The following is a 26,417-nucleotide window of genomic DNA, read 5'->3' as shown; positions in this document are numbered from 1 at the left end:
TACTTTTGCCGTTGTAAAAACGACACTAAAATTTGATGGAAACATTTACATTCAATACTGTCGAACTGATTCTTTTATCAGCGGCAGGCATTCTTTTTATCATTCAGCTCATCTATTATTTTGGTCTGTACAATCGGATACATGCCCATAATAAGGCTGTACGCAAAGAAGAGGTACATTTTTCACGAGAACTACCTCCACTTTCCGTAATTCTCTGCGCACGCAATGAGGCTGAAAACCTGCGTAAAATCCTGCCAGCCATTCTGGAACAGGATTATCCGCAATTCGAGGTGATTGTCATCAACGATGCTTCCACAGATGAAACCGAGGATATACTGGGAATGATGGAAGAAAAATATCCTCATCTTTACCATAGTTTTACCCCTGAAAGCGCACGCTATATCAGTCATAAAAAACTGGCCCTGACATTAGGTATTAAAGCCAGCAAACATGATTGGCTGGTATTTACAGAAACAAACTGTATGCCGGCAAGTAACCAATGGTTAAAGTTAATGGCACGTAACTTCACTCCGCAGACTCAAATCGTATTGGGATATAGCGGCTATGACCGTACAAAAGGATGGTTGCACAAACGTACCGCATTTGATACCCTCTTCCAATCCTTGCGTTATCTGGGATTCGCTTTAGCCGAAAAACCATATATGGGTATCGGACGCAACTTAGCTTACCGGAAAGAGTTGTTTTTCCAACAGAAAGGATTCTCCAAATACCTGAATCTACAACGTGGAGAGGATGATCTATTCATCAACCAGTTGGCAACTCCTTCAAATACCCGCGTCGAAACAGACATCAACGCCACTACACGGATAAATCCTGTGTATCGCTACAAAGAATGGAAAGAAGAAAAAGTAAGTTATATGGCTACTGCAAGATATTACCAGGGGACGCAACGATATCTTTTAGGATTTGAGACTTTCTCCCGTCTGTTATTCTATGCCGCCTGTATAATAGGCATCGCATTGGGGGTTCTCAACTTACACTGGTTGGTTGCAGGTATCGCACTGCTCATTTGGTTGCTACGTTTTACTATACAAGCTGTCATCATCAATCAAACAGCCAAAGAAATGGGAGGAAACCGGAAATACTATTTCTCATTACCGGTATTCGACCTTCTCCAACCTATACAGTCGCTGAATTTCAAGATTTGCCGATTCTTTCGAGGAAAAGGAGATTTCATGAGAAGATAAATTTATTGAATCAATCGTTGCATATAAATAGCATCCGAACCATCATGATAATAGCATGGCTTTATTCCTGCCGGAATAAAGCCATTTTTCATATATAGCGCAATAGCGGCAGCGTTCGTCACCTTCACTTCCAAAGTAATTTTAGCAGCCTTACATTCGTCAGCTGTCCGAATCGTTTGGTCCATCAATGCCTGTCCCAATCCTTTCCCTCTGAAATCCGGATGGACAGCTATCGAATATATCCTTAGATAACGAGTTCCGCCATGAAACAACAAGGAGACATAAGCGATTACCCTATCCCCTTCCATCATTACATAGAAAGTTCCTTTCGAGCGGCTTATCAGATAAGCAAACTGTTCTTTCGAAAAGCTATCTTCCCGAAAACATTCCCATTCTATTTCCAAAATAGCAAGAATATCACTCTGCTGTGCTTTACGAACAAATAAACCCGTCTCCATCATCAATAATGTTTCGCCTCCAAAGCCTGTTCAAAATGATTCAGTAATCGGTAATACATTTCATCACCGATAATGGCATCTTCCAGCCCATGATCGATACTCGGATTATCATTGATCTCAATAACATAGGCTTTATCATCTACCATTTTCAGGTCGACTCCATACAATCCCTTTCCGATCAGATTCGCAGCTTTAACGGCCGTATCCAACACTACCCGAGGCACCTGATAAATAGGAATCGTATCTACCAGTCCGCAACGACTTCTGCCCGAATCATAGTGGCAGTAAATTTGCCAATGTCCTTTTGCCATATAATATTTGCAGGCATACAGCGGTACCCCATTCAACAGGCCGACACGCCAGTCAAACTCCGTAGGAGTGAATGCCTGCGCCAGTAAGATAGCCGACTTCTCAAAAAGCATCTTCAGACTTGCTTGCAGTTCTTCCTCATTCGAAACCTTTTTCATGCCAATGGAATAAGACCCATCCGGTATCTTCAGAATAAAAGGAGCCCCCACCTGTTCGCTGATCTGCTCAAACGAATGATCGTTTGACTGAAAAATCAGCGTTGACTTAGGAGCAGAAATCTTTTCCTTTTCAAAAAGTTCTTTCAGGTATACTTTATTCGTACACCGGATGATGGAAAGCGGATCGTCAATAACGGCCATTCCGTTTTGTGCAGCCAATTGCGACAAATGGAATGTATAATGATTCAATGATGTGGTAGTACGAATGAACAAGGCATCAAATTCGAGCAAACGGATGGCGTCATCTTCCGTAATCATTTCCACATGAATATTCATTTTCTTGGCAACTTCAGTCAATTTATGCAGAGCACCTTTGTTGCTGGGCGGAAACTTTTCCTGCGGATCAACCAATACAGCCAAACTATAACGGGAAGCCTTCGCCGACTTAGGCGCACGCCATATTTTCTTATTAAAGTTATCCAATGTGTTGGCAAAGAAATCCTGTTCTTCATCATTGAGCCGATTCAGAGGAAGAAATTGAATACTTTCGATCTGATTTCTGGGATGAGTATTTAAAGCCACCCTCAATAATGGGCAAGGGTAATTCTCAAAAATAAATCGTGCAATCCGCTCCAGGCCTTTCTCTCTACATTTGCCAAAGTAGATGTTCAGATACCAAATGTCGTCTTTGACATTGTTCTTCTGTATCCACTGGTAACAGAGGGCTTGCAGACTACGATCCATCCGAACACCCGTCCCGGTCTCCAACTTGTTGATTATATCAACATCCGGAATGACTTTCTGTCCTCTCGTTTGGGCTAACAATGAACAGTAATACCCTTCAGAGTTATAACTGTAATCATCGCTAAGATTAATAACTAACTTCCGGTCTTTTTCTACCGGCTTGTTTTTCAGATAGTCGGAAACAGTCAGGACACTACTTGTCTCGTAATACGGTTTCCAGTCATCCAGATTATCCAACAGGATTAACACATTATTCATAATGGTTAAAAATTAAACCTACAAGAGGATATTAAGTAAATTGGGCGCAAATATAGACATATTATTCACTCCACATCACGCAACAGACTAAATTATTTTTGCAGTAGAAAACGGGTAGAAAAAAAGAGGATTATTCGTATCTCATGGAGCTTGCCGGATTGATCTTGGTAATCAAAAATGAAGGGCCAATCAACATCAATACAGAAGCAAACAAAGTGCCCAAATTAATCAAGATAAAAAGTAAAACATTAAAAGATACCGGGACAGTATCTACATAATAAGTCTCCGGATCAAGTTTGAAGAGTCCGAATTGAGATTGAAGAATACAGAATGCCAAACCAATAGCATTGCCCCAAAGCATGCCTTTGCCAATCAAAAAGACTGCAAACCAAAGAAAGGTTCTGCGAATCGTGAAATTATTGGCTCCTAATGCTTTTAAAATCCCAATCATATTGGTGCGTTCGATGATAATAATCAGTAAACCGGAAATCATGGTGAAGCCGGCAACTCCTATCATCAAAATCAGAATCACCCATACGTTCAAATCCAATAAATCAAGCCAGGCAAAGATTTGAGGATTCAGTTGTTCGATGTTACGCACATAATACACACCTCCCAGTTCATCTTGCCTGTTGTCAATATCAGTTGCGATCTCATAGGTTATATCTTCCAGTTTATCATAATCTTTCACCTGTAATTCCACACCGGTCACCTGTTCCGGTTGCCAACCGTTCAAGCGATTCACCAGATTAAGATCCGTCAGTAAAAAGAGGTTGTCGTATTCGGAGAAGTTCGTCTGATAAATTCCGGCAATCGTCAGGCGACGAGCGCGAATATCATCCTGTATATAATAGGTATATATCTTATCTCCCAGTTTCAACTTCATTTTAGTTGCCAACGCTTTCGAGATAAGCACTTGATTGGTAGATACTGAATCACTGAAAACAGGAATCTCCCCTTCTACCAAATACTCTTTTATAAAATGGGGGTCGAACTCCGGACCTACCCCTTTTAACACCATTCCCTGAAAAGCGTCATCGGTCTTAATCATACCCGGTTTGGTAGAGAAACGCTGCACATGGCTTATCTCCGGATAATCAGCAAGAGCAGTCATCATACTGTCTCCTACCACAATCGGATGGGTTTCGTAAGAACTGACCGCATCCAGATTAGTTATCTGAATATGCGACCCGAATCCTATGACTTTATTTCTCACCTCACTTTTGAACCCGATAACTACCGCCACCGCAATAATCATCACAGCCAAGCCAATAGCAATACCCGCCATGGCAATGAGGACCGCAGGACGTGACACCTGCTTTCCGCCATCGCTTTCACGATAGATACGCCGAGCTATGAAAAGTGATAGAGACATTGGGTTAAGTATTAAGTATAAAGTATTAAGTATTAGACATAAAGTATTAGGCAATTATACACACGAGCAAACACACAAGAAGCTACGGTTAATACTTAATACCTAATACTTAATACTTAAATTTCATTCTGTTCTTCCCGGATATGCTTCCAAAGCCTTCTGCAAGACAAAAAGCGCACGGGTTAAATCTTCTTTCTTCAATACGTAAGCAATACGAACTTCATTGATGCCGGAACCCGGAGTGGTATAGAAACCGGAAGCCGGAGCCATGAATACCGTCTGACCTCATATTCAAAATCAGAGAGACACCATGCACAGAACTTGTCGGAATCATCTACCGGGAGTTTCGCTACTGTATAGAAAGCTCCCATCGGGATGGGTGAATAAACACCGGGAATACGGTTCAAACCGTCAATCAGGCATTTACGACGTTCTACATATTCATCATACGTTTCACGAGAATACTCTTCCGGAGCATCCAAAGAGGCCTCTGCAGCAATCTGTCCGATCAATGGAGGACTCAAACGAGCCTGGCAGAACTTCATGACAGCATCGCGTATCTCCTTGTTTTTGGTTATCAACGCACCAATACGAATACCACATTCTGAATAACGTTTGGATACGGAGTCAATTAATACCACATTATTCTCAATACCTTCCAAATGGCAGGCAGAGATATAAGGAGAACCGGTATATATAAATTCACGATATACTTCATCGGAGAAAAGGAACAAATCGTACTTCTTTACAAGGTCACGAATCTGATTCATTTCACGACGGGTATACAAATAACCGGTAGGATTGTTGGGATTACAAATAAGAATCGCTTTGGTACGCTCATTAATCAGTTCTTCAAACTTCTCTACTTTCGGAAGAGAAAAGCCCTCTTCAATGGTCGTAGCAATGGTGCGGATCTTTGCTCCGGCAGAGATTGCAAATGCCATATAGTTAGCATAAGCCGGTTCCGGAACAATTATTTCATCTCCCGGATTCAGGCAGGAAAGGAAGGAAAAAAGTACGGCTTCCGAACCTCCTGATGTAATGATTATATCGTCTGCTGTAAGGTTGATATTGAATTTCGCATAATATCCTACTAATTTCTCGCGATAGCTACGATAACCGGCACTTGGACTATACTCCAATACCTTCCGGTCAATATTGCGTATCGCGTCAATCGCGGCCTGAGGAGTGGGCAGATCAGGCTGTCCGATGTTCAGGTGAAACACATGGACTCCACGTTGCTTGGCAGCGTCTGCCAAAGGAGCCAGCTTTCTGATAGGAGATGCAGGCATCTCGTTTCCGCGAATGGATATGGTTGGCATAATTTTAACTACAAATTACTTAATTACTATTTACTTTTTCTACTTGGAGCTGCAAATGTACGCAATAATTTGAATACAGAGACATAAAAACTTTAAAAACCTTAGCAAGGTTAAAATCGTTATGGTAATTTGAAAAGAAAGCTATACATTTGTCATACGGAAAACTTAAAACAATATCATAATGACCATACACCTTATCTCATTTGCTTCAATCCTTCACAAACAAGTCTCGCTACGTAGCTCACACGAAGCTATTTTAAGCGAAATTGAAAAATATTATACCGTAAAGCTCGTCGATTATCAAGATATGGACAAGCTTAGTAGTGATGATTTCAAAATCATTTTTATCGCTACCGGTGGGGTGGAAAGACTGGTCATACAGCAATTCGAAAACCTCCCCCGCCCTGCCATTTTACTGGCAGACGGCATGCAGAACTCTCTTGCTGCCGCATTGGAAATCTCCACATGGTTACGGGGACGTGGAATGAAGAGCGAAATACTACATGGCGAATTACCTGCTATCATCCTGCGTATTCATACACTTTATAATAATTTCCGTGCACAACGTTCCTTATTCGACAAACGTATCGGAGTCATCGGAACTCCTTCTTCCTGGTTAGTTGCCAGTAACGTAGACTACCTGTTGGCAAAACGTCGTTGGGGAATTGAATATGTAGATATTCCATTGGAACGGATTTACGAACAATTTCAACAAATAACGGATGAGCAAGTCGGAGCATCATGTGCGGCTGTAGCATCGCAAGCTCTTGCCTGCCGCGAAGGAACTCCCGAAGATTTAATCAAATCCATGCGGCTGTACCGGGCGATAAAAAAGGTGTGTCAGGAAGAAAATCTGGAAGCACTGACATTGAGCTGCTTTAAATTGATTGAACAAATCGACACTACCGGATGCGTGGCATTATCTTTATTGAATGATGACGGGATAATAGCAGGTTGCGAAGGCGATCTTCAATCTGTATTTACGCTATTAGCAGTGAAAGCGCTTACGGGAAAGGACGGATTTATGGCAAATCCTTCCATGATTAATTCCCGTACGAACGAGCTGATATTAGCACACTGCACCATAGGACTCAAACAAACGGAGAGATACATTATCCGCAATCATTTTGAAACAGAAAAAGGAATTGCCATACAAGGGTTACTTCCGACAGGAGACGTAACGATTATAAAATGCGGCGGTGAATGTCTGGACGAATATTACTTATCTACTGGAACATTGACTGAAAATACCAATTATATTAATATGTGCCGCACGCAAGTACGCATCCGCATGAATACTCCAGCCGAGTATTTTCTGAAGAATCCTTTGGGAAATCATCATATTATGCTTCATGGTAACTATGAAGATACATTGAACGAGTTTTTCCAGGCAAATGCTTGCAAAAGAACTGAATAACATCTCAAAACATCCTTAAAGAAAGCGCCTCCTTAATAAACAAAATAAATTATCAGTTTATTAAGGAGGCACTTTGGAGATTGACTAAATTCTATTTCTTTATTCTATTTCTCTTTCTTCCCATTTTCCATTATGCCACTCTGCAACTGAAGTAAAGCCTGCCTTCTTCAAAGCAGCCAATGCTTCGGAGCGTCCATTATTAATCCGTTCCGGATAATGCGCATCACTGTTTACCTGTACTCTGATACCCAACTCTTTCAGGAAAGAGAAATATCGTTTATTGGGATAGAATGTTCCTAAATCATGATAAGATTTAGTGTTTATTTCAACGATATAGCCATATTCGGCAATGGCGGTGAAATATTTGCGAACCAACGCATCATACCACGGTTCATCCAATAATCCCGGACGATAACAGGAAGCATTATAATGCATCTTGTCAGCATGACCAACAATATCAAATCCTCCCAATTCTACCATACGAAGCAGGTTCTTATAGTAAAGACGGACCACAGAATCCAAATCACCATCAAAGTGCTTGTCTACCAATTGACGGAAAAGATCTGCCGGAGTATCAATATCTACGATTTTTCCTTCCGGAGAGTACAACATATGTACGGAACCTATCCGGTAGTCAAGTGGTAGTTTTTGAAAACAGGGTAAAGAAGGGTTGCTTTCTTCGTTCAGGTAATCTATTTCAAGACCAATGGCAAGCTCTATTTTATCTGCATATTTCTTCTTCAGACGGGAAAATTCGAAAAGGTAATCATCCATTCTATCCCACTCCATCGTCCATGCAGTAGAAAACGGCAGTGGAGCATGGGAAGAAATGCCATAGGAAGTAAATCCTTCGCTAATAGCAAAACGAATAAAATCTTCCATATTGGCGCGTCCGTCACAAAACAGGCAGTGGCTATGATAATTGGTTAGGTTTGTCATACAAGGTTATATGTTGTCTGGGATATATTATCAAAGTTATTATCATTATCAGGCTATTCTAGTGATACAATGGCACAAATCAGCCTTCTATTTCACTAAGTTCCAGCCATCGCATTGTTTTCTCATCAATCAGGTCATTGACTTCAGGCAAACGTTTCGATTTCTCTGTCAATTCGTCAACAGAAAGGGTACCGCTACATAAGAGTTCTTCAATCTGTACTTTTTCTGTTTCTAATTCTGCTATCTCCTTTTCCAATTGCTCGAACTCTCGTTTTTCCTTGAAACTCATCTTCCGTTTGTCGTTCAGACGAACACGGGCAGTCTTTTCTTCCTGCGGCTTTTCAGTTTCTTTCTCCTTTTGAGCTTTCGCGTCTTTCCAGTCACGATAGTCACTGTAGTTTCCGGGAAAGTCGCGAATATCTCCCTGTCCATTGAATACCATCAAATGGTCTACTACCTTATCCATAAAGTAGCGGTCGTGAGAAACAACAATCACACAACCTTTGAAATTTTGAAGATATTCTTCAAGCACGTTCAGAGTGATAATATCGAGGTCGTTGGTAGGTTCGTCAAGCACCAGGAAGTTAGGGTTACGCATCAGGATGGTACACAGATAAAGACGACGACGCTCGCCCCCACTCAACTTATAGACATAGCTATGTTGCGTTTCGGGAGTAAACAGAAAATGCTGTAAGAATTGCGAAGCAGTCAGTTTCTTTCCATTCCCCAGTTCAATCACTTCGGCAATATCCTGCACTACATCAATAACCTTCATTTGTTCATCGAACTGAAGGCCATCCTGCGAGTAATAGCCGAAACGAACAGTTTCACCAACATCCACCGTTCCACTGTCGGGCGCAACCTGCCCCATTAATATCTTGATAAAAGTAGATTTACCTGTCCCGTTATTTCCCACAATGCCCATCTTTTCATAGCGGGCAAAGATATAAGAAAAATCATCCAGTATCTTCAAATCACCGAAGCTCTTAAACAAGTGATCGGCCTCGAATATCTTACTACCGATATAGGATGCTTTCACCTCCAGCTTCACATTATCATTGTTGAAACGTTGCTTTGCCACCTTTTCCAATTCATAAAAAGCATCTTCCCGGTAACGGGCTTTATGCCCGCGTGCCTGCGGCATCCGGCGCATCCAATCGAGTTCCGTACGGTAAAGGTTGTTGGCACGTTCTATTTCTACACTTTTAGCTTCGATACGTTCCTGACGTTTCTCGAGATAATAACTGTAGTTACCTTTATATTGGTAGATTTGTTGATTGTCTATTTCAATAATCTCCGAACAAACACGATCAAGGAAATAACGGTCGTGCGTCACCATCAGCAAACTAAGATTGGTACGACGCAGATAATCTTCCAGCCATTCGGTCATATCCAAGTCCAGGTGATTGGTAGGCTCATCAAGGATAAGCAGATCCGGCTCGGTAATCAACGCATTGGCTAAAGCAACGCGCTTCAACTGTCCACCGGACAGTTGCTTCACTTTTTGGTCGAAGTTGCGGATTTTGAGTTGCGAAAGAATTTGCTTGGCTTTCTGTTCATATTCCCAGGCTTTTTCCTGATCCATACGCGCCAGAAGATTTTCCAATCCCGGATGACCTTCAGTCTCCATGCAACGTTCATACTCTTTTATCAGTTCCACGGTACTGTTACCGTGATGGAAACAGGCCTCAAGCACGGTCAACTCTTCGGGATACTGTGGATCTTGTTCCAGATAATCCACCCGAGGTCACGACGGAAAACAATGTTACCGCTATCATAACCTTCTTTTCCGGCGATTATATTCAATAAAGTAGTTTTTCCGCTGCCGTTCTTCGCTATCAATCCTACACGCTGGCCTTCAGCAATGCCAAAAGATATATTTTCAAAAAGAACCAAGTCACCGAAGGACTTGGTCAGGTTATCTATCTGTAAATAAGGTACAGCCACGTAATTTAGTAATTAGTTGGTTAGTGATTAGTGATTAATAATCACGGATTTATACTCTTCAATAATGTCGCAAGGTTCTCCTGCCTTTACTTTACTCCATGCCAGTTTCAGCGGGTCGATGATACGGTCTTTATATTGTAATACAGGAGCTTCCCGGTTACCGTCAATCAACGTTTTCCATTCCATACCTTCCACTTCATTCGTCAGAATTATACAGACTGTGATGCCGATTGCCAACCATTCCTCTTTCTTTTTCGAGCCAATCTTACCGCTATTAATCACCTGCTGAAGTTTCTCCAGGTCTTCTTCTATTCCCTGAAAATCTTTTTTCAATTCCTGCTTCACGGTAGATACCACCCATTCGTACGCTTCATTAATCAAATAGATTTCAGAAAGACGGGCCGGGATCAGTTCAGCAGGATACTTCTGCCCTTCTTTGCGTACCTCCAAAGTAGCAATTACATCTTCCGCCTCCTTCACAACTCCGCCTTTAGGTACAGTAAAAGAACATTCGAAAGCAATATCGTCAACTCCTGTAATCCACAAATGGGAAGTATAATACGTCCCCTCTTCCTGAAACATTTCTTTGCTATACGCACATTCCCACGTTCCGACTTTCACCAACGAAGCCGAATCATTCTCTTTCAGTTCCTGCCGGATGACATCTTTACCATAACCGGCTTTTCCTTTAAATGCGGATATACGAAAATTTCCCGTCCATACATCGGGATTATAGAAAAGAAAAGAGCCTTCGCCATCTTCAAACTCATTCCAGTCTGATGGATAGTTCATAGAAAACCATGCTCCGGGAGAGATAAATTTCTTGCCTTGCATCCTTTTATATTAAAAATGATTACTTGGGCAAAAATACGAATTAATAATGAAGAATGAAGAACGAAGAATGAAGAATTTTGCTGCGCTATGCAAGTATACCGCAAGGATATTCTTCATTCTTCATTTTTAATTCTTCATTTTCCTATCGGCTGTATTTTCCTCCGCACTTCTTTAGAAATCTCCAAAAACATATAATTCAACTTTCCGGAATGGATTCCTTCTTCGTTTTCCTTATACTTCTTATTAGCATACTGCTTCGATTTCTCGAAAGTCAGTAACGACATCTCATTCTGTGATTTGCCTACCATTGTAGAATCCAGTTGTTCATCCGGGAAAAAATCATCCAGATCGACATCACCAATCATCGTTGTCTCCAGGAAGTTTTTATTCGTGTGCGAATTATCCGTATAGTATCCTACAAACATGTGCCCCGGTGTACGTACCAGGATAGGATCAATATTAATGGCGCGAAGCAACGACGCAAACAACACACTCCCATCCACACAATTAATCTGTGAAGATTCCAGTGCATCATCAAACGTACGGACACGCTGCGAGAAAACAACATTGCTCGAAAGGCTGGTATTGGAAACAGAACTATAACGGAATTTACGTTTCTGCAATATATTCCAAAGAGCATACACCTGCTTGTCTACCGCCCCTTTAGCCTTACTTTGATAACCGAGAAAGCGATTAACAATCCGAGTATTCAATGCCTCGCGAAGCAACTGATCGATCATCGGATTCTCTTCATTGACATAAGCCGCAAAGAAAATACTGGTATCGTGAAATTTAGTTCCGTTGGCCACATACCCCAACAGACACTCATTGATGCTACGCACTGAAAAAGTACGCACCCGTTGTCCCAAATCTTTTCCGTTCATCTCCACTGTGATGGCTACGCTTACCGGCTCTGCCTGCACCTCATTTTTCAGTGCCTCATAATTCCAGATGATATCAGGATAAATCGTATATTCCGTTCTGGGCTTGTTTAATACAAATTCCGACACCGAGCGGGAGAAAAAAGGCGTTTCGGCTACTTCAATCCGCACACGACTATAAGCTGTCTTCGATTTCAACCGAACGGCAATACACGACTTCGGATTTCCCAAAGACGTCGAATCCGACGGAACAATCACTTGTGCATCAGTGGTGGCAACAGACAGAATCGCCGAAGGAAATATATTCCTCCCAGATCGTCTACAATCTCAAAACCGGAATTGAATGAAGTATATTTAAACACAGACATACCGCCAAGGAGAATTAACAGTACCACAACAGATCCTATTATTTCCTTCCGATGTCGTTTTAAGTCAATTTTTATCATTATTTGTAGTTTCTATAGTCAAACATTTCTATTGTATCTCGCTAACAAAGATAACAAATAGCGAGCGTTTTTTCCTCTTACAATCAACAAAAACTTCCATATTCCGTATCAATTCCCGGAATTCACAGAATGTAACACGATTGTAACGTCTGTTTCATCTGCCCGTAACAAAGTCTCCTCATCTTTGCAAAGGATAAAATAAAAACGTAACTTTGTCATATCACATTAATACATATATCTTATGAACGATTACCGTATTTTAGTTGTCGACGATGAAGAAGACCTCTGTGAGATTCTGAAATTCAATCTTGAAACGAAGGTTATGAGGTTGATACAGCAAACTCTGCCGAAGAGGCAATGAAGATGGATATCAGCAGTTATCACTTAATTCTCCTCGATGTGATGATGGGAGAAATCTCCGGTTTCAAAATGGCCAACATCTTGAAGAAAGAAAAAAAAACAGCAAAAGTGCCTATCATCTTTATCACGGCAAAAGATACTGAAAACGATACTGTGACCGGATTCAATCTGGGAGCAGACGATTATATTTCGAAACCTTTCTCCCTGCGTGAAGTCATTGCCCGTGTGAAAGCAGTATTAAGACGTACGGTAACAACGGAAACGGAAAGAGCCCCCGAACGTCTTACTTATCAGTCGCTCGTTATTGACATCACAAAGAAGAAAGTAAGTATCGACGATGAAGAAGTGCCATTGACTAAAAAAGAATTTGAAATATTGCTTCTACTGGTACAGAATAAGGGACGCGTATTCTCACGTGAAGACATTCTGGCCCGTATCTGGAGTGACGAAGTGTATGTGCTCGACCGTACCATCGACGTAAACATCACCCGTTTACGTAAAAAGATAGGTATATACGGCAAACGTATTGTCACCCGTCTCGGATACGGATACTGTTTTGAAGCTGAATAAGTAATAATACCGAATTAAGCAATTATTATGAACCTGCCTGTAACTCAAAAACATTTTCTTTCTTTCAGCCGGAAGCTGTTCCTTTCGGTTATTTCACTATTTCTGGTATTTGCCATTTGTTTTATTGCGTACCAGTATCAACGTGAGCGGGAATATAAAATAGAACTGCTGAATACAAAACTGCAAGATTACAACAGCAGACTCTACGAACAATTGGAAGAGCAACCCCTTGATAGCGAAATAATCAGCGGTTATATCGACAAACATATTCTGGAAGACTTGCGTGTGACCCTTATTGACGCAGAAGGAAATGTTGTTTACGACAGTTATCCAAGTCATAATAACCAAATAGAAAACCATCTGAATCGTCCGGAAGTACAGAAAGCAATAAAGCATGGCAACGGATATGACGTACGCCGTACTTCGGAAACAACCGGAGTTCCCTATTTTTATTCGGCCACTCGTTATAAAGATTATATTGTCCGTTCGGCTTTGCCTTATAACGTCAGCCTCATCAACAACCTGCAAGCAGATCCGCACTATCTATGGTTTACCATCATCGTAACCTTATTATTAATGATTATCTTCTATAAATTCACCAACAAACTGGGCACTTCCATCAGCCAGCTCCGTGAATTTGCCATGCGTGCCGACCGCAACGAGCCTATCGAAATGGCTATGCAATCCGCTTTTCCACATAATGAGCTAGGAGAAATCTCGCAACACATCATCCAAATCTATAAACGATTGCACGAAACCAAAGAAGCTCTCTACATCGAACGTGAAAAGCTAATCACTCATCTCCAAATCTCGCACGAAGGATTAGGAGTATTTACAAAAGACAAAAAAGAGATTCTTGTCAACAATCTTTTCACCCAATACAGTAACCTGATTTCGGATTCCAACCTGGAAACAACGGAAGAAGTCTTTGCTATCAGCGAACTAAAAGAGATTATTCATTTTATCAATAAGAACCAGCAAGAACGATCAAGAGGAAAAGGTGAAAAACGAATGTCAGTTACCATCAACAAGAACGGACGGACATTTATCGTAGAATGTATCATCTTCCAGGATGCCAGCTTTGAGATTTCCATCAACGATGTCACCCAGGAAGAAGAACAAGTAAGACTCAAACGCCAACTGACTCAAAATATCGCCCATGAGTTGAAAACTCCTGTCAGCAGTATTCAAGGATATCTGGAAACCATTGTCAGCAACGAGAATATTCCACGTGAAAAGATAAACGTATTCCTCGAACGTTGTTATGCACAAAGCAATCGTTTGAGCCGGCTGCTACGCGACATCTCCGTACTCACCCGCATGGACGAAGCCGCCAGCATGATTGATATGGAACGAGTGGATATTAGTGTACTGGTCGGAAATATTATCAATGAAGTATCTCTAGAACTCGACGAAAAGCATATCACAGTAATCAACTCTCTGAAAAAGAGCATACAAGTCAAAGGTAATTATTCATTGCTCTATTCTATCTTCCGCAACCTGATGGACAATGCCATCGCATACGCCGGAAGCAATATTCAGATAAATATCAACTGTTTCCGTGAAGATGAGAATTTCTACTATTTCAGCTTCGCCGACACTGGTATAGGTGTATCACCCGAACATCTGAACCGTCTCTTCGAACGCTTCTACCGGGTAGATAAAGGTCGCTCACGCAAACTAGGCGGAACAGGATTGGGACTGGCTATTGTAAAGAACGCCGTTATTATCCACGGCGGCAACATCTCCGCCAAGAACAATCAGGGAGGCGGACTGGAGTTTGTATTTACACTGGCAAAGGAGAAATAGAGGGGTAGCTACATTTTAAAACATTTCCCGAATCATTACTTCGGCTTCCTTCATCGTTTCGTAAGCGCGTTGCAGTCTGTATGCAATCAAGCTTTACGGCTTTCTTCATCCAAGATTTCTCTCATAACACGACACCTTCATTGGTGACGTTAATATAAAAAGGGAGGGGGTAAATGGGCAGCTCTCCCAAAGTTTTTTGAGCGTGACTATCGGGCTGATAGAGACTCCGGTTTTCAGTTCCAGTTCGTAAAGTGGCAGTGTGATAGATTCTTCGTCCTTCAATGTCATTTTCTCGCCGTCGAGCAGGATAAGCAGATCAATATCACTGTCGCTACGCGCTTCGTTCCTTGCTTGCGAACCATATAAAATAGTTTTTGCCGTAGGAGCCACGCGACGTATAATCTCTCTTATTTGTTTCGTTTCATAAATTTTCCATTTATTATAATCAATGCTACGGGCAAAGATAACAATTCCGGTGCAGATTGTTCTGTCAAGAACCGATTATTTCCCCCGGCACACAAAGAAAGATTCGTTTCTCTCATCCGGCAGCAGGCTACAGCAGCGGCGAGTGAAAACGAATCTTTCATCTTAAAGGGTCGTGCGGCAATGCCGGAAGGAGCCTTTGGCAATACAGAAAAGTCCTTTTGCAGTGCAGGAACCCGTCCTTTTTATAGCACCGGAAAAGCATCCGGCTTTATGCTGCCGGATCGGGAGCCTCTCCTCCCCCTTCACCACCACCGCCACCTTCGCTGGGAGTAGTGGATTTTCCGCCCCATTCTTCCCAGAAGATATTGGAATCGACGAGGGAACGGGTGGTAACCTGGTTGTTGGATGAACGGCTCGTTTCAGGGATGAAGCGGACACGGACGCCGGTGATTTGCTTGGCAGTCACTTTGTCGGGGGAGTCCACTCCATTGCCCGAAGCAACGGCTGTGTAGTAGAATGTGCCCACGCCGTCGAGTTTGACGGTGCGGCCGTCTGCCATGTAGCTACCTAATACGCTGCCAAGGGACTTGAGCACGGCAAAGGTGTCGGCAGGGCTTACGGTGGATTCAATGGCAAGACGTTTTGCCACTTCGTCCGTCGTGACAGGTTTGCCAACGGTGATGGATTGCGGATACCACATTCCATTGATTTTCTGTTTTACTTTCTTGAAGAATCCCATAAGTTGATGTTTTTTACCTCTTCCCTGCCGCATCCCGATAAGACTAATACTCGGTGACGGACTTTGCTTATCTCGGTGACGACCTTTGCCTACCTCGGTGTCGGACTTAGCCTACCTCAGTGACGACCTTTGTCTGTCCGTGTCTGCAAGCATTTCCTGATGGGGTGCTGCAAGAAGGAAGCGTGATTAATAAATGTTGCGAATTATCTCAATTATCATATTTGCCGTTCCCCTCCGTATTCCGCCAGCGCGCAAAGCAGTTCGCCCAGTGCAAGGCCGCCGTTGAAGGCTGACACGTAGTTCTGCGTGTCGGTCACGTCCTCGTTGAAATGGTTGAGACGGTCGGTGATGGGGGAAAGAAAGAGGATAGGTTCGCCTGAGGTGCTGATTTTTACCACGCCGTGGGTGGTTTCGATGGAGTTTGCCGTATACCCTTCGGGGGCTGCAGCGGCAAATTCTTTAAGGGCTTGGGCGTCTATCGTGTCGTATGAACCGTAGTCGGTGACGTTGACGGAGCCTACTGCCGTGAAGGTGGACGCTCCTTCACACACGAGTTGCGGTGCGGGGAAGTTGGGCGGCGGGACAAGTTTGCATGCGCCGCCGGGGTAACAGTGCAGGCGGGCGTTGACGGTTTCGGCCAGACTGAACACGGCAGGGGCTACGTTGGAAGCGATGAAGGTGCCTACGCGGTCGTCGATAAGGTTGTGTTCCGGATCGGTATGGCTGTCGGGATTTCCGTCGTGGATAAAGAAGTTGCCGCCGAGGACAACGGTTCCGTTATGGGTCACTGCCGGGTCGGGATAGTTGGCGGTGCTGACGCTGATGATGAGGTCGGCGGCATCGGCAGCAATGGCTTGCGGGAGCACTTTGTATTTTTCGAGGGAACTCGAAGTGTTGACTCCCGTTGCCATAAGGTCTTCGATGCAGCGGACTACGACTTGCAACGGTTCTTCTCCTTCTCGGGGAAGGGAGAAGACAGCACGGGGTTGGCTCATGCGGTTGTCTCCGTCGCACGGAGTGTTTATCACTTCAGGGAATGGTAAGGCGGCGGGACGCAGTTTGGGGTTGGTCAGGGCGTTGAGCACGGGTTCCGTTTCCCAGTTTTTGTTGATGATGACGAGTATCTTTTTCATAAGTGTGATGTTTTTTATGGTTGTTACCTTGATCAGTTGCGTCGCTTCCGGCAATTGCTCCTATCGAGGAAGGTATCCTATAAAGAGAAGTGATGTTCGCTTCTCAAGTCGGCGACAAGGGAAAAAGGACAAGGTTCATGATATTGCCGCCGACTGCATCCCCCAGCGGCTTGGGACGTATATGATGTAGGGGGACGGGATGGAGTGACCTGGATACCCCGTCCCCGTGTGTCATTCTTAAAAAGCGAGGATGGGGCGCACGGCGGAATCGGAGTTGTACCTGACATTATGCCAGCATTGCACAACGTTCGCCTGCTTACCCACAAACCACGTCCATATACCCGAATCGGAGTACGTCGAGGAAGAGAAGAATTTCTGATAGCTCCCATTCGGGATTGCGTCATAGTTCCCAGTGCCCAACGGTTCGAAATAGGCATTTATCTTACTTACGAGTTCTGTCTGATTACTCCATCTATACAGGTTGGGGGTTAGGTCGTTGCCTTCGTTTATGGCGTCATCCCAGCTTGGGAGACCGCCCAGATTGGCGGTAAAGTCATACCATTGACCTATGGAGGGCAAGTACCACCCCGTCGTCTTTTCGGGAGCCTGTACAACATAATCCTTCACGGCCTTGAAAGCGGGATAAAAATTTTCGAGTTCTTTGTTGTTTGCGGCCGCATAGTCGATTACCGTGGTGTAATTAAGTAGTCCGTTGATGTCTGCGTTGCAGGCAACTTTATCCGTGCATTTCGTCAGCTCGGAGAAATCGTGATCTTCCCCCCAACTCATAAGGCTTTTGGTTACGGTCTTCAATGACATGACCAGACCATGCGGCGTGGCAACGCCTTTTGCTGCCAACACCTGTTTTTCTTTGTCGCCGATGCGCGAGGGGTCGGTCTGGAAAACGATGCCGATGCAGGTCTTGTTCGCATCGAGGGCGGTAGACCATGTGCCGTCTGCATAATAGAAGTCACCCACCTTAACGATATCCGAAATATCCGTTACATCCTGACTTACCCAGTCAGTGGTCATATCTACAGACAAAGTTACCGCCGGATCGTTTCCGACTGTAATCAGGTTTCCGGCAGCCCGTACCCAGTTGTTGCGTTTCAGGGGGATGTTGGCAGGAATGTCTCTATCGTTCATCGTTATGCTACCTGTCCCGGTAAACGTAAGTTTTATTCCGCCCAACGTGGCGTCGGCAGTGGTAAAGACATAATCGGAGAAGAGGATTTTGCAGTTGTTTCCATTGATAGTAATATCCGTGCCGTCCATTGAGGTTGTGATGTAGGTGGCATCGTAGGTAGCTGTCGGGCTTACCTCCTCGCTAAAAGCATTGAATTCTGACGGAACGGTGTATGTTGCCGTCATGTCTTTACATTTGCCTATCATCTCGGTGTTCTTTTCCGCAATCGTCACTTTCGTAAGCGGACGGACAAGCGTGGCGGTAAGGTCGTTCTTAGCCGTAGCGCCTTTGGTGAACGGTACTACTGCCGCAAATGCCTCACGTAGTTGGTCGGCGTATGTATAAGCAGCGGTGATGATAGTCACTTTCTTCAAGCCATCGGCATTATCAGTCTTGTAATACTTATCGGGATAGTGGTCGCCTGACGCCGTTGCACCCGAAACGATGTAATCCGCCCAAAGCACGGCTTTGTAGTCACCTTGGTCTGCCAATTCAAAACTAAATGTAATGTTAGCGGCACCAGCCGTTACCAACTGCTCCTGGCGTACTCTTCGTGTAGAGCCATCTTTCGTCCACACTTCGAGGATGCAGCGCAGCGTATGGCCGGCGGGAAACGTAGCGGGGGCGGAAGCCCGTGTTTTTACAAAATCGGCAGGCATTCCGATGCTCATGCTTACTTGGTTGCTGTCCGCAGTCGGGGAAGCGTCGGTGTCGTCCTGACTGCACGAGGTGAATAGCCCTGCCAGAGCCATTAACCCGAAGAAAAGGTTCTTTTTCATACTTCTGTTCATCGTTTACTGTGATTAAATTTGTTTTATTATATTGACCTGTCATTTCAGAAAGAATCGAGGTCGATGTCTATCTCGTCGTCATATCCGGTGTCGATGTTGATGCCTCCCTGCATTTCGTTGGTGAGGAAGTTGCCTCGCAGGGTGGTGAGGTGTCCCCGCCGGTAGGGCACTTCCAGTCCCCGGGTACGCGACACTACCTTTCCGTTGGCGTCCGCCAATTCAATATTCAGGGGCACAAAGGATTCCGTGCCGTTCACGAAGATAAAGTCCGAACCTAGCGGACATTTCTCCGTGCCGTCGTCGGGGATGGTGAGAGGGGTGGAGAACGTCACGCCCTGCACGGAGTTCATCGGCTTGCCCGTGGCGGTGTTGAATCCTAACGGGAAATAGAACCCGTAGGAAAAGGTGACGGTGTAGGTGTTGTTGCCGCCTTCGGCATCGCGTTGCCGCTGTGTTTTTGCCAGAAACTCCTGCACGTCGGTGGCGATAATACGGTATTTTGCCAACGGGCGCACCATGTCGACTTTGGCTTGTACGCGGACGTTCCATTCGTCCCGGTAGGGGCGCAGGTCAAGGGTGGTGCTGCCGTAGAGGCAATCGCGGTAGCCAGTGCTTCCGGTGTAGGGCGTGGTGCAAGTTACTTGCTGCAAGTTCTCCGTATTATAATAGAGGTCGGTGGTCGTGCCTGCCACAACGTAGTCCGTCCATACGGCGAGGGTGTATTCTACGGCGTACAGCTTCAAATGGACAGGGAGCGTGATTTTCCCGTTGCCGGCTTCGTCGGCATTGTCCATGACGGTCACTTGCCGGGCTGCCGGTTTGCCGTCGCGCCATGCTTCGATGATGAAGCGGCGGCGGTAATCCGTTTGTTCTCCGGCACGGGCTTTTGTGATTCCGCGGTGTGCCTTGTTGGTGATGATTTCCAGTGGTAGGAGTTCGAGGTCGAGGGTCACTTCGGTACTGACCTCTACAAGCGTGGGGTCGATGCCTTCCTCACCGTCCGGTGTCATCGCGGGATAGTCGTGTACACAAGCGGCAAGGACGGTTGCCAACATGAAGGTGATAAATCCTATAGCATATTTCTGTTTCATAAGCCGTTACTTTTTAAGGTTGAAGCGATAGACGATAGAAAGCCCCATGCGGGTGATGCCCCAGTAGTTCTTCGTCCGTGTGTCTATCCGTGCGCCGTTGTCTATATTATAATAGGTGTCGTACTTCATGTTGGCATAGCCTGCACCGAGGGTAAATTCTCCCGCCCAATGTCCGCCGAGCGGCAACAGATAACCATAGCTGACGCCCGCGCCCAGCAACGGACGGTCGGCGTCTTGATAACGGTCGCGATTCCACTTCACATTGAACCAGCCTACGTGGGCATGAAGACCGAAGAAATGTCCCGAGCCGGGCTTCGAGAGCCAGTAACGGGCTTCGGGTTGCAGGGTGAAGGTCTTCACGGCATGTTTGCCGCTGATGTGCCACGGACACCACAATATCGGCAACTCTACGGAAAGATGCTTGCCGACCTGCACTTCCGCCGCCACGTTCATAATCGTGCCCGCCCAAGCGGCAAGGTTGGTTTTCACGCCAAGGTAACGACCGTTGGCGGGAAGTGAAGGCGAGGTAGCTGTAGAGGTGGAAGCGGTGGAAGAAGAAGGAGTAACTGAAGCAGAAGAAGCAACCGAAGTAGAAAGAGCAGTAGCTGCATCGGGTGCAACAGGTGCAGTAGCTGCATCCGGCACAACAGCCGTGGCAGCCACGGCGGAAGAGTCAACAGGCTCTTTGTCTCCCTGCAAGGCAACCGGAAGGGCTTCCTGTTGTTCCTGTCGCCTCGCCGCACTTGCAGGCTCTTGCCGGTTTTGCGGAATCTCGCTTTGGCAATCTTGGAAACCTCGGCAACCTACCACGACGACTTCTCCCCACAAGGGATGAGCCAACGGGTGGTTGAGTGTCCGGAAATGCCGCTCGCGCAGTCCGTAGTGGTCGATAAGATAGCCTTTCAGATTGTTGGCACGCCAGTAGGCGGCGCGCAGATTCGACTTTTCATCGTCCCAACTGCCGGAATAGCTCTGCACGTAGAGGGTGTCCTGACGTTTACGAAAGGTGCGCAGCCGTTTCTTCAACTTCCGCAACGACAGTCGGTTGTCCGCATATTCCGTCTTGAACATCCGGATACGTGAAGGATAGCTGAAAATAATCAGGCTGTCTGCCGAAGGTGAGGAAAGGACGGCAGCATCCGGCTGACCGCGCAAGGGAACAACCGATAGACATAGCAAAAATGCCAGTACGAAGTAACGGAATGTACTCCACGCTACGTTTTGTTTGTTTTTCATTCTCATACCTGTAACATAAGATTACAAAAATTTATATACAAGAAAGGCGTAAGTGTCCGTATGCTTATCCGTCAATCGGGGCCTTCGCACTGCCCATACCGTAGATAAGCAACAGAACACTCACGCCATTGGCGTATATAAAGCTTGTGTATCGTCCCCCTCCCCTCTCCGGACGGAGGGGGAAGCGGGGGCGCAAACAGGCATCCATATAAACAATGGAACGTGAGCATTTGTTGCATTCATCTTCACGGTGACAAGTCAAAGGTGCGAAGTTTGATTGACGAAGATGATATTCTTCAAACGCTTTCCGTTATCTAAAAATCACGCCCTCTCTCACAAGGGCAGTGACAAAGATAAAGAAAAGCCGAAAAACAGCAAACAATATAGGCTAAACTTTTATTCGCCGGGGCAAAAATAATTATTTCAGCCCGACGAAGGACAAAATGGGAATGGACAGATTCATGGACAAAATAGAGAAGAGGCTGTCAGGAAAAGGCTTGGCGCATACAAACAGTAAGGGCGACCCGTTTTTTAACGAGCCGCCCTTACTGTTTGTTATCTATCTTTTCACAATGCCTCAATTTCTTCAGCAGTGAGTCCCGTACATTCTGAAATTAAATCGATAGCCAAACCTTTGGATTTCATCATACGGGCGGACGATTCTTTTCCTCTCAACATACCTTTCTGTTCGGCAAAGTCCAACGTATTGAAATAATCGTTATAAACTTTCCATTCCTTCTCATATTGAGCTCTTTCCTCCGGAGTCATATTCGCTTTGGAGGCCATCTTCTCAAGTCGTTCAAAAACGGCTTTACGTGCCTTGAAAGGCATTCTATCAAGTGTATCCATATGCTTTAATACATAAATCCATCGTTCAAAATCGTTACTACACTCATCCTCTTCTTTGTCAAAGTTAGGCAGTTCGATAAAAATCTGCCGAAACTTGTTATTGAAAAGCTGTCCTGTATCCCGGTCGGAAAGGATTACATCAGTCCTTATCTTCGCAGGCATGTCCTTGTCAATCACAAAGTTCATAAAAAACACTCCGTATACAGCATCCAACCGGAAGTCCCAAGGACCGCTTTTAGCTTGTTGCGTAATCGCACGAGAGAGGTAGAAGAGAGCACGATCTTTAAAGTAAGGTTGCTCACGATTCTGCATTTCTACGATTATCCGTTCACCTGTGTCAGTCATACAGTAGATATCGTAGATAATCCCCCGTTCTGTTTTTACTTCCGGCTGCTGTTCGTTGTTAAGGAACTGGATGTCGGTAATCACGTGCTCTCCAGAGAGCAAATCGTTCAAGAAGTCGATTAATAACTCCTTTTCTACCTCTCTGCCGAATAAAAACTTAAAGCCATAGTCGGTAAAGGGATTAATAAATCTTCCCATTATTAATGTAATGGTTGTGTATATTGACAACAAAGATAGACATTTTTTGTTTAATGATGAAAGTTCCGGGTTAATATTGCTGAATGACTGGAAGAACCGATTCTATAAATCTTCCCCTGCCATAATGTGACGGATTTCCGCATCAGTGTCCGAACCTTCGGGCAGACCAAGCTTCACACGGATGCGGTATCGGGTTTTGGACACACTTGCCACGCTGATGCCGAGCGTCCGCGCCAGTTCTTCGTTGGATTGTTTGAGCAGAACCAACATACAAAACAGTTCCTCGCTACGTGTCACCGCCGGACAGGCTTCACGAAGATGCAGCAGCGCCGACGGATAGACGGACAAAAAGGCGTTACGGAAATCCTCTTCTTCCTTACGGGTGAGCAAGTGGGATTGAAGGCTTTCCATCACGCTGTCAAGTTCGCACGTGTTGCGGTGGCGCGCCTGGATATCAGAAAGCTGGCGGATAAGGGAGCGGTTGCGTTCGTACAAGTCCTGACGGGCGGCTATCAGTTCGTGAAGCCTGCTTTCCTGGTCACGTAACCGTTCGTCAGCCCGCTCATGTTCCTGCGCCTCGAGCTGCCACCGGAGCCGCAGATTGCGGTGGCGCATCACCATCCAGCCGGCTATAAAAAAGACGAGTAGCAATGTACACACTCCGGCTATGAAATACACATGCAACAGGGTATCCTGAAGACGGACTTCGGCAGTCAGCAGAAGATTCTCCTGTTCTTTCTTCTGTGTTTCGAAACGGATATTTGCCGATGCCAACTGGCGTATCTTGTCTTTGCGGGTCACCGAATCTCTCATCACCCGGTATTCGGGAAAGACGGTGAGTATATCCGCTGCCCGCCCCGTGTGGCGATAGCTTCCATTAACAATTCCGCCGCTTCCGAAGCAGGGTGAAGCTCGGATATATCTTTCAACTCGCCAATAGATTTCCGAAGCAGGGGGATTGCCTCCAACCATTTACCGACGCGGGCAAGAGTGGCACCGTAATAATAGTCATAATATGGCAGGCGATGACGGGGAACTTTACCTTCAAGTGCGGCAAAGCCTCTCAAAGCCACATTCACAGAGTCGGGAAAGGCGGCAAGGTAATACATCCGGTCTATCTGCACCATCAAATGATAGTAGTCGTTCTTCGTCCGGTCAAAGCAACTGTCGGCCTGCGCAAGAACCAGGAGTGCGGAGTCGGGGCGATTCAGATTGTTGTGTATCTCCGCCTTCGCAATGAAGAAACGACCTATCAAGTTATTGTCAACTTCGGCACGTGCGGCTCGCCCGTTCCTACGGCACAATAGCGAAACGCTTCATCATAGAGCCCGAGCAGGCGGTAGGCTTCCGTCAGAATCTCCGCCACCACTAGCTTGCCGTGATAGCTGCCCGACTTCTCACATAGACGGATAGCTTCACGACAGAGGGAGATACTTTCTTCATACTTCCCCTGCTGAAGGTATATATCGGCAAGCCGCCCGATAGCTTGTGGATAAAGCCAATAGTTGCTTAGGCCCGAGCGTTCTGCCACTCGGCAGGCTCTACGGAAAGCGGACTCGGCACGAGTGCTGATAGTGTCGACACCCATATAAGTGATGCCTGCCGTAGCTGTACAAAATATCTCGCTCAACGGGTCGTTGTTCTCATCTTTCAGTGCCATCGCCCGGTTGAGATAGTCCACCGCCTCCGCATGGCGGTCGAGCGCCATAAGCATCTGCGCCTTTGCCACCCACAGTTCCCTGCGGCAATATCGGGAGACAACGGGGTGTTTCGCCCGCTCCAACGAATCAAAATACTGATAGCCGGACTCAAAGTTCATCATCAGATTGAAGTATATCATTAACCGGCGGAGAGATTCGGAAGATAAACGGCGCAATTCTTCGGTAGTGAGCACATCGTCCACCGGAAGCCGGAACACGGAATCAAGCGGCGGGAAAGCCAGACTTTCCTTCTCCTCCTTAATCAAGCGGATACCACGCCCCAATGTACGAAGACTGTCGGCATAGAATGTGGGAGAAACGGCAGGATGTTCCCGCTGCATGTCAGAAGGTCGGTTGCAACTCCACACAGCCGTCAGCATAAAAAAAACGAAGAATATGTAGGTGGATTTAATCATAGATATGCATTGTATGTTTGTTTGCCGACACAAATATAGCATTTTCATTAAAACAGTGCATTTTCACACATCGTTTTTTTATCTTTGCTCACCAATAGTAAATTGAAAACAATTCAGCAAGTTATGAGAACAAATATAAATCTTATCCCAGTCTTCTGTATTCTACTGCTTTGCGCTTGCAAAAGCGGGAATGCATCCAGCCAAAACTCCAAAGAAGCTCCCAAAGATACCATCACCTCCTTTACGCTACCTGCCATCCCGCCAATGCTGACAGCACCCGAGCTACGGGCAGATTTCCTAGTAAAGCACTATTGGGATAACGTAAACTTTGCCGATACCAATTATATCCATCATCCCGAAGTGACCGAACAAGCTTGGGCGGACTATTGTGATATACTGAATCATGTCCCTTTGGAAACTGCACAGCAAGCTATACAGAAAACAATTGAACGGACAAATGTGAATAAGAAAGTATTCACTTACATCACTGATTTGGCAGACAAATATCTGTACGACCCTAACTCCCCGATGCGTAACGAAGAGTTTTATATCCCTGTACTGGATGCCATGTTGGCTTCTCCCGTACTGGAAGAAATAGAAAAGGTACGTCCCAAAGCCCGTCGCGAACTGGCTCAGAAAAACCGTATCGGAACCAAAGCACTGAATTTTAACTATACATTAGCTTCCGGCGCACAGGGTTCTCTTTATCAACAAAAATCGGACTATACCTTATTATTTATCAATAACCCGGGATGCCATGCCTGCACGGAGACAATCGAAGCATTAAAAAATGCCCCTATCATCAATCAACTTCTGGAACAAAAGAGACTAACAGTCCTCTCCATTTATCCCGACGAAGAGTTGGACGAATGGCGAAAACACCTAAATGAATTCCCAAAAGAATGGGTTAACGGATATGATAAGACCTTCGCTATCAAGGAACAACAACTGTATGACCTGAAAGCCATCCCTACCCTCTACCTTCTAAACAAGGATAAGACAGTACTTCTGAAAGATGCTCCCGCGCAAACCATCGAAGAATACCTGCTAATGAAAGGCGAACAATAAGCCCCCACGCCGCCCACACACGTGCCCATGCCACACCGCCCACGCCGCATGGTCTCCCGGCCTCGTTTTTTCAGCGTCAAGCGCAGGTGTTTTCTTCGGCGTCAAAAAGGGCAGACTGTTTGAGCGTAGCGAGTTTCTGCCCTTTAGCCGAAGGAAGCACCGGAGTAGCTGAAAAAACGCAGCCTTGATCCTTTCTTGTTCGTT

Annotated in this window: 18 protein-coding genes and 5 pseudogenes; 5 read left to right on the top strand and 18 right to left on the bottom strand. The window is 45.3% G+C overall.

The genetic code is table 11. From position 1 onward, the window contains the following. The first annotated feature begins 35 nt into the window (after positions 1 to 35). Positions 36 to 1,208: a glycosyltransferase gene (locus DXA05_RS05365; protein ID WP_128858879.1), complete on the top strand. Its 1,173-nt coding sequence runs from the start codon at positions 36 to 38 to the stop codon at positions 1,206 to 1,208. Between the two features lie 2 nt (positions 1,209 to 1,210). On the opposite strand, the gene rimI is transcribed toward DXA05_RS05365, so the two are convergent. The 4 genes and pseudogenes from rimI to DXA05_RS05345 form a co-directional block, all read right to left on the bottom strand. Further along, complete coding sequence (rimI, locus tag DXA05_RS05360) at positions 1,211 to 1,669, bottom strand: ribosomal protein S18-alanine N-acetyltransferase (RefSeq protein ID WP_128858878.1); 459 nt, start codon at positions 1,667 to 1,669, stop codon at positions 1,211 to 1,213. After that, entirely contained in the window at positions 1,669 to 3,135 is a 1,467-nt protein-coding gene (locus DXA05_RS05355; protein ID WP_087321956.1) for a RimK family protein, read from the bottom strand. Before DXA05_RS05355 ends, rimI begins: the two co-directional genes overlap by 1 nt. 130 nt (positions 3,136 to 3,265) lie before the next feature. After that, positions 3,266 to 4,510 (bottom strand): ABC transporter permease, encoded by a 1,245-nt coding sequence (locus tag DXA05_RS05350; RefSeq protein ID WP_004314833.1) that lies wholly within the window; start codon positions 4,508 to 4,510, stop codon positions 3,266 to 3,268. Between the two features lie 123 nt (positions 4,511 to 4,633). Continuing rightward, positions 4,634 to 5,832 (bottom strand): annotated as a pseudogene (locus DXA05_RS05345) (pyridoxal phosphate-dependent aminotransferase). A gap of 181 nt (positions 5,833 to 6,013) precedes the next feature. Between DXA05_RS05345 and DXA05_RS05340 the strand changes: the two are divergent. Next, entirely contained in the window at positions 6,014 to 7,249 is a 1,236-nt protein-coding gene (locus DXA05_RS05340) for a fucose isomerase (protein ID WP_128858877.1), read from the top strand. A 99-nt stretch (positions 7,250 to 7,348) separates the two neighbouring features. On the opposite strand, the gene DXA05_RS05335 is transcribed toward DXA05_RS05340, so the two are convergent. From DXA05_RS05335 to DXA05_RS05320, 4 genes and pseudogenes are all read right to left on the bottom strand, one after another. Further along, positions 7,349 to 8,188 (bottom strand): histidinol-phosphatase, encoded by an 840-nt coding sequence (locus tag DXA05_RS05335; protein ID WP_008025697.1) that lies wholly within the window; start codon positions 8,186 to 8,188, stop codon positions 7,349 to 7,351. Positions 8,189 to 8,267: 79 nt separating this feature from the next. After that, a pseudogene (locus DXA05_RS05330) lies at positions 8,268 to 10,135 on the bottom strand (ABC-F family ATP-binding cassette domain-containing protein). A 27-nt stretch (positions 10,136 to 10,162) separates the two neighbouring features. Beyond that, complete coding sequence (locus DXA05_RS05325; protein WP_008025701.1) at positions 10,163 to 10,969, bottom strand: DUF3805 domain-containing protein; 807 nt, start codon at positions 10,967 to 10,969, stop codon at positions 10,163 to 10,165. Positions 10,970 to 11,103: 134 nt separating this feature from the next. Beyond that, positions 11,104 to 12,296: pseudogene (locus tag DXA05_RS05320) on the bottom strand (hypothetical protein). 241 nt (positions 12,297 to 12,537) lie between these two features. Here DXA05_RS05320 and DXA05_RS05315 point away from each other — a divergent pair. Together DXA05_RS05315 and DXA05_RS05310 are read left to right on the top strand one after the other, a co-directional pair. After that, positions 12,538 to 13,226, top strand: a pseudogene (locus tag DXA05_RS05315) (response regulator transcription factor). A 27-nt stretch (positions 13,227 to 13,253) separates the two neighbouring features. Then, positions 13,254 to 15,035, top strand: a complete 1,782-nt coding sequence (locus DXA05_RS05310) for an ATP-binding protein (RefSeq protein WP_008025705.1) — start codon at positions 13,254 to 13,256, stop codon at positions 15,033 to 15,035. Positions 15,036 to 15,156: 121 nt separating this feature from the next. Here the strand turns inward: DXA05_RS05310 and DXA05_RS05300 are convergent. The 10 genes and pseudogenes from DXA05_RS05300 to DXA05_RS27135 all read right to left on the bottom strand — a co-directional run bounded on the left by DXA05_RS05300 (position 15,157) and on the right by DXA05_RS27135 (position 25,145). Then, positions 15,157 to 15,485 (bottom strand): annotated as a pseudogene (locus tag DXA05_RS05300) (nucleotidyltransferase domain-containing protein). A gap of 244 nt (positions 15,486 to 15,729) precedes the next feature. Further along, on the bottom strand, positions 15,730 to 16,200 hold the full coding sequence (locus DXA05_RS05290) for an HU family DNA-binding protein (RefSeq protein WP_008025706.1): 471 nt from the start codon (positions 16,198 to 16,200) through the stop codon (positions 15,730 to 15,732). A gap of 215 nt (positions 16,201 to 16,415) precedes the next feature. Next, positions 16,416 to 17,333, bottom strand: coding sequence for a hypothetical protein (locus DXA05_RS05285; protein ID WP_004314845.1), 918 nt, complete (start codon positions 17,331 to 17,333; stop codon positions 16,416 to 16,418). Between the two features lie 237 nt (positions 17,334 to 17,570). After that, positions 17,571 to 19,298: a DUF6562 domain-containing protein gene (locus DXA05_RS05280; protein WP_225473997.1), complete on the bottom strand. Its 1,728-nt coding sequence runs from the start codon at positions 19,296 to 19,298 to the stop codon at positions 17,571 to 17,573. A gap of 56 nt (positions 19,299 to 19,354) precedes the next feature. Next, on the bottom strand, positions 19,355 to 20,401 hold the full coding sequence (locus tag DXA05_RS05275; RefSeq protein ID WP_004314847.1) for a DUF6562 domain-containing protein: 1,047 nt from the start codon (positions 20,399 to 20,401) through the stop codon (positions 19,355 to 19,357). Between the two features lie 6 nt (positions 20,402 to 20,407). Then, on the bottom strand, positions 20,408 to 21,637 hold the full coding sequence (locus DXA05_RS05270; protein ID WP_008016239.1) for a DUF3575 domain-containing protein: 1,230 nt from the start codon (positions 21,635 to 21,637) through the stop codon (positions 20,408 to 20,410). Positions 21,638 to 22,204: 567 nt separating this feature from the next. After that, positions 22,205 to 23,029, bottom strand: coding sequence for an Rpn family recombination-promoting nuclease/putative transposase (locus tag DXA05_RS05265; protein WP_004314849.1), 825 nt, complete (start codon positions 23,027 to 23,029; stop codon positions 22,205 to 22,207). A gap of 102 nt (positions 23,030 to 23,131) precedes the next feature. Beyond that, positions 23,132 to 23,830 carry a hypothetical protein gene (locus DXA05_RS27145; RefSeq protein ID WP_284515439.1) on the bottom strand — a complete coding sequence of 233 codons (699 nt, stop codon included), beginning with the start codon at positions 23,828 to 23,830 and terminating at the stop codon, positions 23,132 to 23,134. Positions 23,831 to 23,841: 11 nt separating this feature from the next. Further along, positions 23,842 to 24,285, bottom strand: coding sequence for a hypothetical protein (locus DXA05_RS27140; protein WP_284515438.1), 444 nt, complete (start codon positions 24,283 to 24,285; stop codon positions 23,842 to 23,844). Further along, a complete protein-coding gene (locus DXA05_RS27135) occupies positions 24,282 to 25,145 on the bottom strand; it encodes a tetratricopeptide repeat protein (protein ID WP_284515437.1) in 864 nt (287 codons plus the stop codon). Before DXA05_RS27135 ends, DXA05_RS27140 begins: the two co-directional genes overlap by 4 nt. A gap of 123 nt (positions 25,146 to 25,268) precedes the next feature. Between DXA05_RS27135 and DXA05_RS05255 the strand changes: the two genes are divergently transcribed. Beyond that, entirely contained in the window at positions 25,269 to 26,213 is a 945-nt protein-coding gene (locus tag DXA05_RS05255) for a DUF5106 domain-containing protein (RefSeq protein WP_004314851.1), read from the top strand. The last annotated feature ends 204 nt before the right edge of the window (positions 26,214 to 26,417 follow it).

This window comes from Bacteroides sp. AM54-2NS, from assembly GCF_003602935.1.
Classification (GTDB): domain Bacteria; phylum Bacteroidota; class Bacteroidia; order Bacteroidales; family Bacteroidaceae; genus Bacteroides; species Bacteroides xylanisolvens.
Note: the sequence above shows the minus strand (reverse complement) of the source record. Positions and strands in the feature narration are given on the sequence as shown.

Bases quoted from the DNA above. Each gene is read 5' to 3' on its own strand.
- rimI (WP_128858878.1), bottom strand. From the start codon at position 1,669: ATGATGGAGACGGGTTTATTTGTTCGTAAAGCACAGCAGAGTGATATT.
- DXA05_RS05310 (WP_008025705.1), top strand. From the start codon at position 13,254: ATGAACCTGCCTGTAACTCAAAAACATTTTCTTTCTTTCAGCCGGAAG.
- DXA05_RS27135 (WP_284515437.1), bottom strand. From the start codon at position 25,145: ATGATTAAATCCACCTACATATTCTTCGTTTTTTTTATGCTGACGGCT.
- DXA05_RS05270 (WP_008016239.1), bottom strand. From the start codon at position 21,637: ATGAAAAACAAACAAAACGTAGCGTGGAGTACATTCCGTTACTTCGTA.
- DXA05_RS05350 (WP_004314833.1), bottom strand. From the start codon at position 4,510: ATGTCTCTATCACTTTTCATAGCTCGGCGTATCTATCGTGAAAGCGAT.
- DXA05_RS05275 (WP_004314847.1), bottom strand. From the start codon at position 20,401: ATGAAACAGAAATATGCTATAGGATTTATCACCTTCATGTTGGCAACC.
- DXA05_RS05325 (WP_008025701.1), bottom strand. From the start codon at position 10,969: ATGCAAGGCAAGAAATTTATCTCTCCCGGAGCATGGTTTTCTATGAAC.
- DXA05_RS05290 (WP_008025706.1), bottom strand. From the start codon at position 16,200: ATGGGATTCTTCAAGAAAGTAAAACAGAAAATCAATGGAATGTGGTAT.
- DXA05_RS05340 (WP_128858877.1), top strand. From the start codon at position 6,014: ATGACCATACACCTTATCTCATTTGCTTCAATCCTTCACAAACAAGTC.
- DXA05_RS05365 (WP_128858879.1), top strand. From the start codon at position 36: ATGGAAACATTTACATTCAATACTGTCGAACTGATTCTTTTATCAGCG.
- DXA05_RS05255 (WP_004314851.1), top strand. From the start codon at position 25,269: ATGAGAACAAATATAAATCTTATCCCAGTCTTCTGTATTCTACTGCTT.
- DXA05_RS05265 (WP_004314849.1), bottom strand. From the start codon at position 23,029: ATGGGAAGATTTATTAATCCCTTTACCGACTATGGCTTTAAGTTTTTA.
- DXA05_RS05355 (WP_087321956.1), bottom strand. From the start codon at position 3,135: ATGAATAATGTGTTAATCCTGTTGGATAATCTGGATGACTGGAAACCG.
- DXA05_RS05280 (WP_225473997.1), bottom strand. From the start codon at position 19,298: ATGAAAAAGAACCTTTTCTTCGGGTTAATGGCTCTGGCAGGGCTATTC.
- DXA05_RS05285 (WP_004314845.1), bottom strand. From the start codon at position 17,333: ATGAAAAAGATACTCGTCATCATCAACAAAAACTGGGAAACGGAACCC.
- DXA05_RS05335 (WP_008025697.1), bottom strand. From the start codon at position 8,188: ATGACAAACCTAACCAATTATCATAGCCACTGCCTGTTTTGTGACGGA.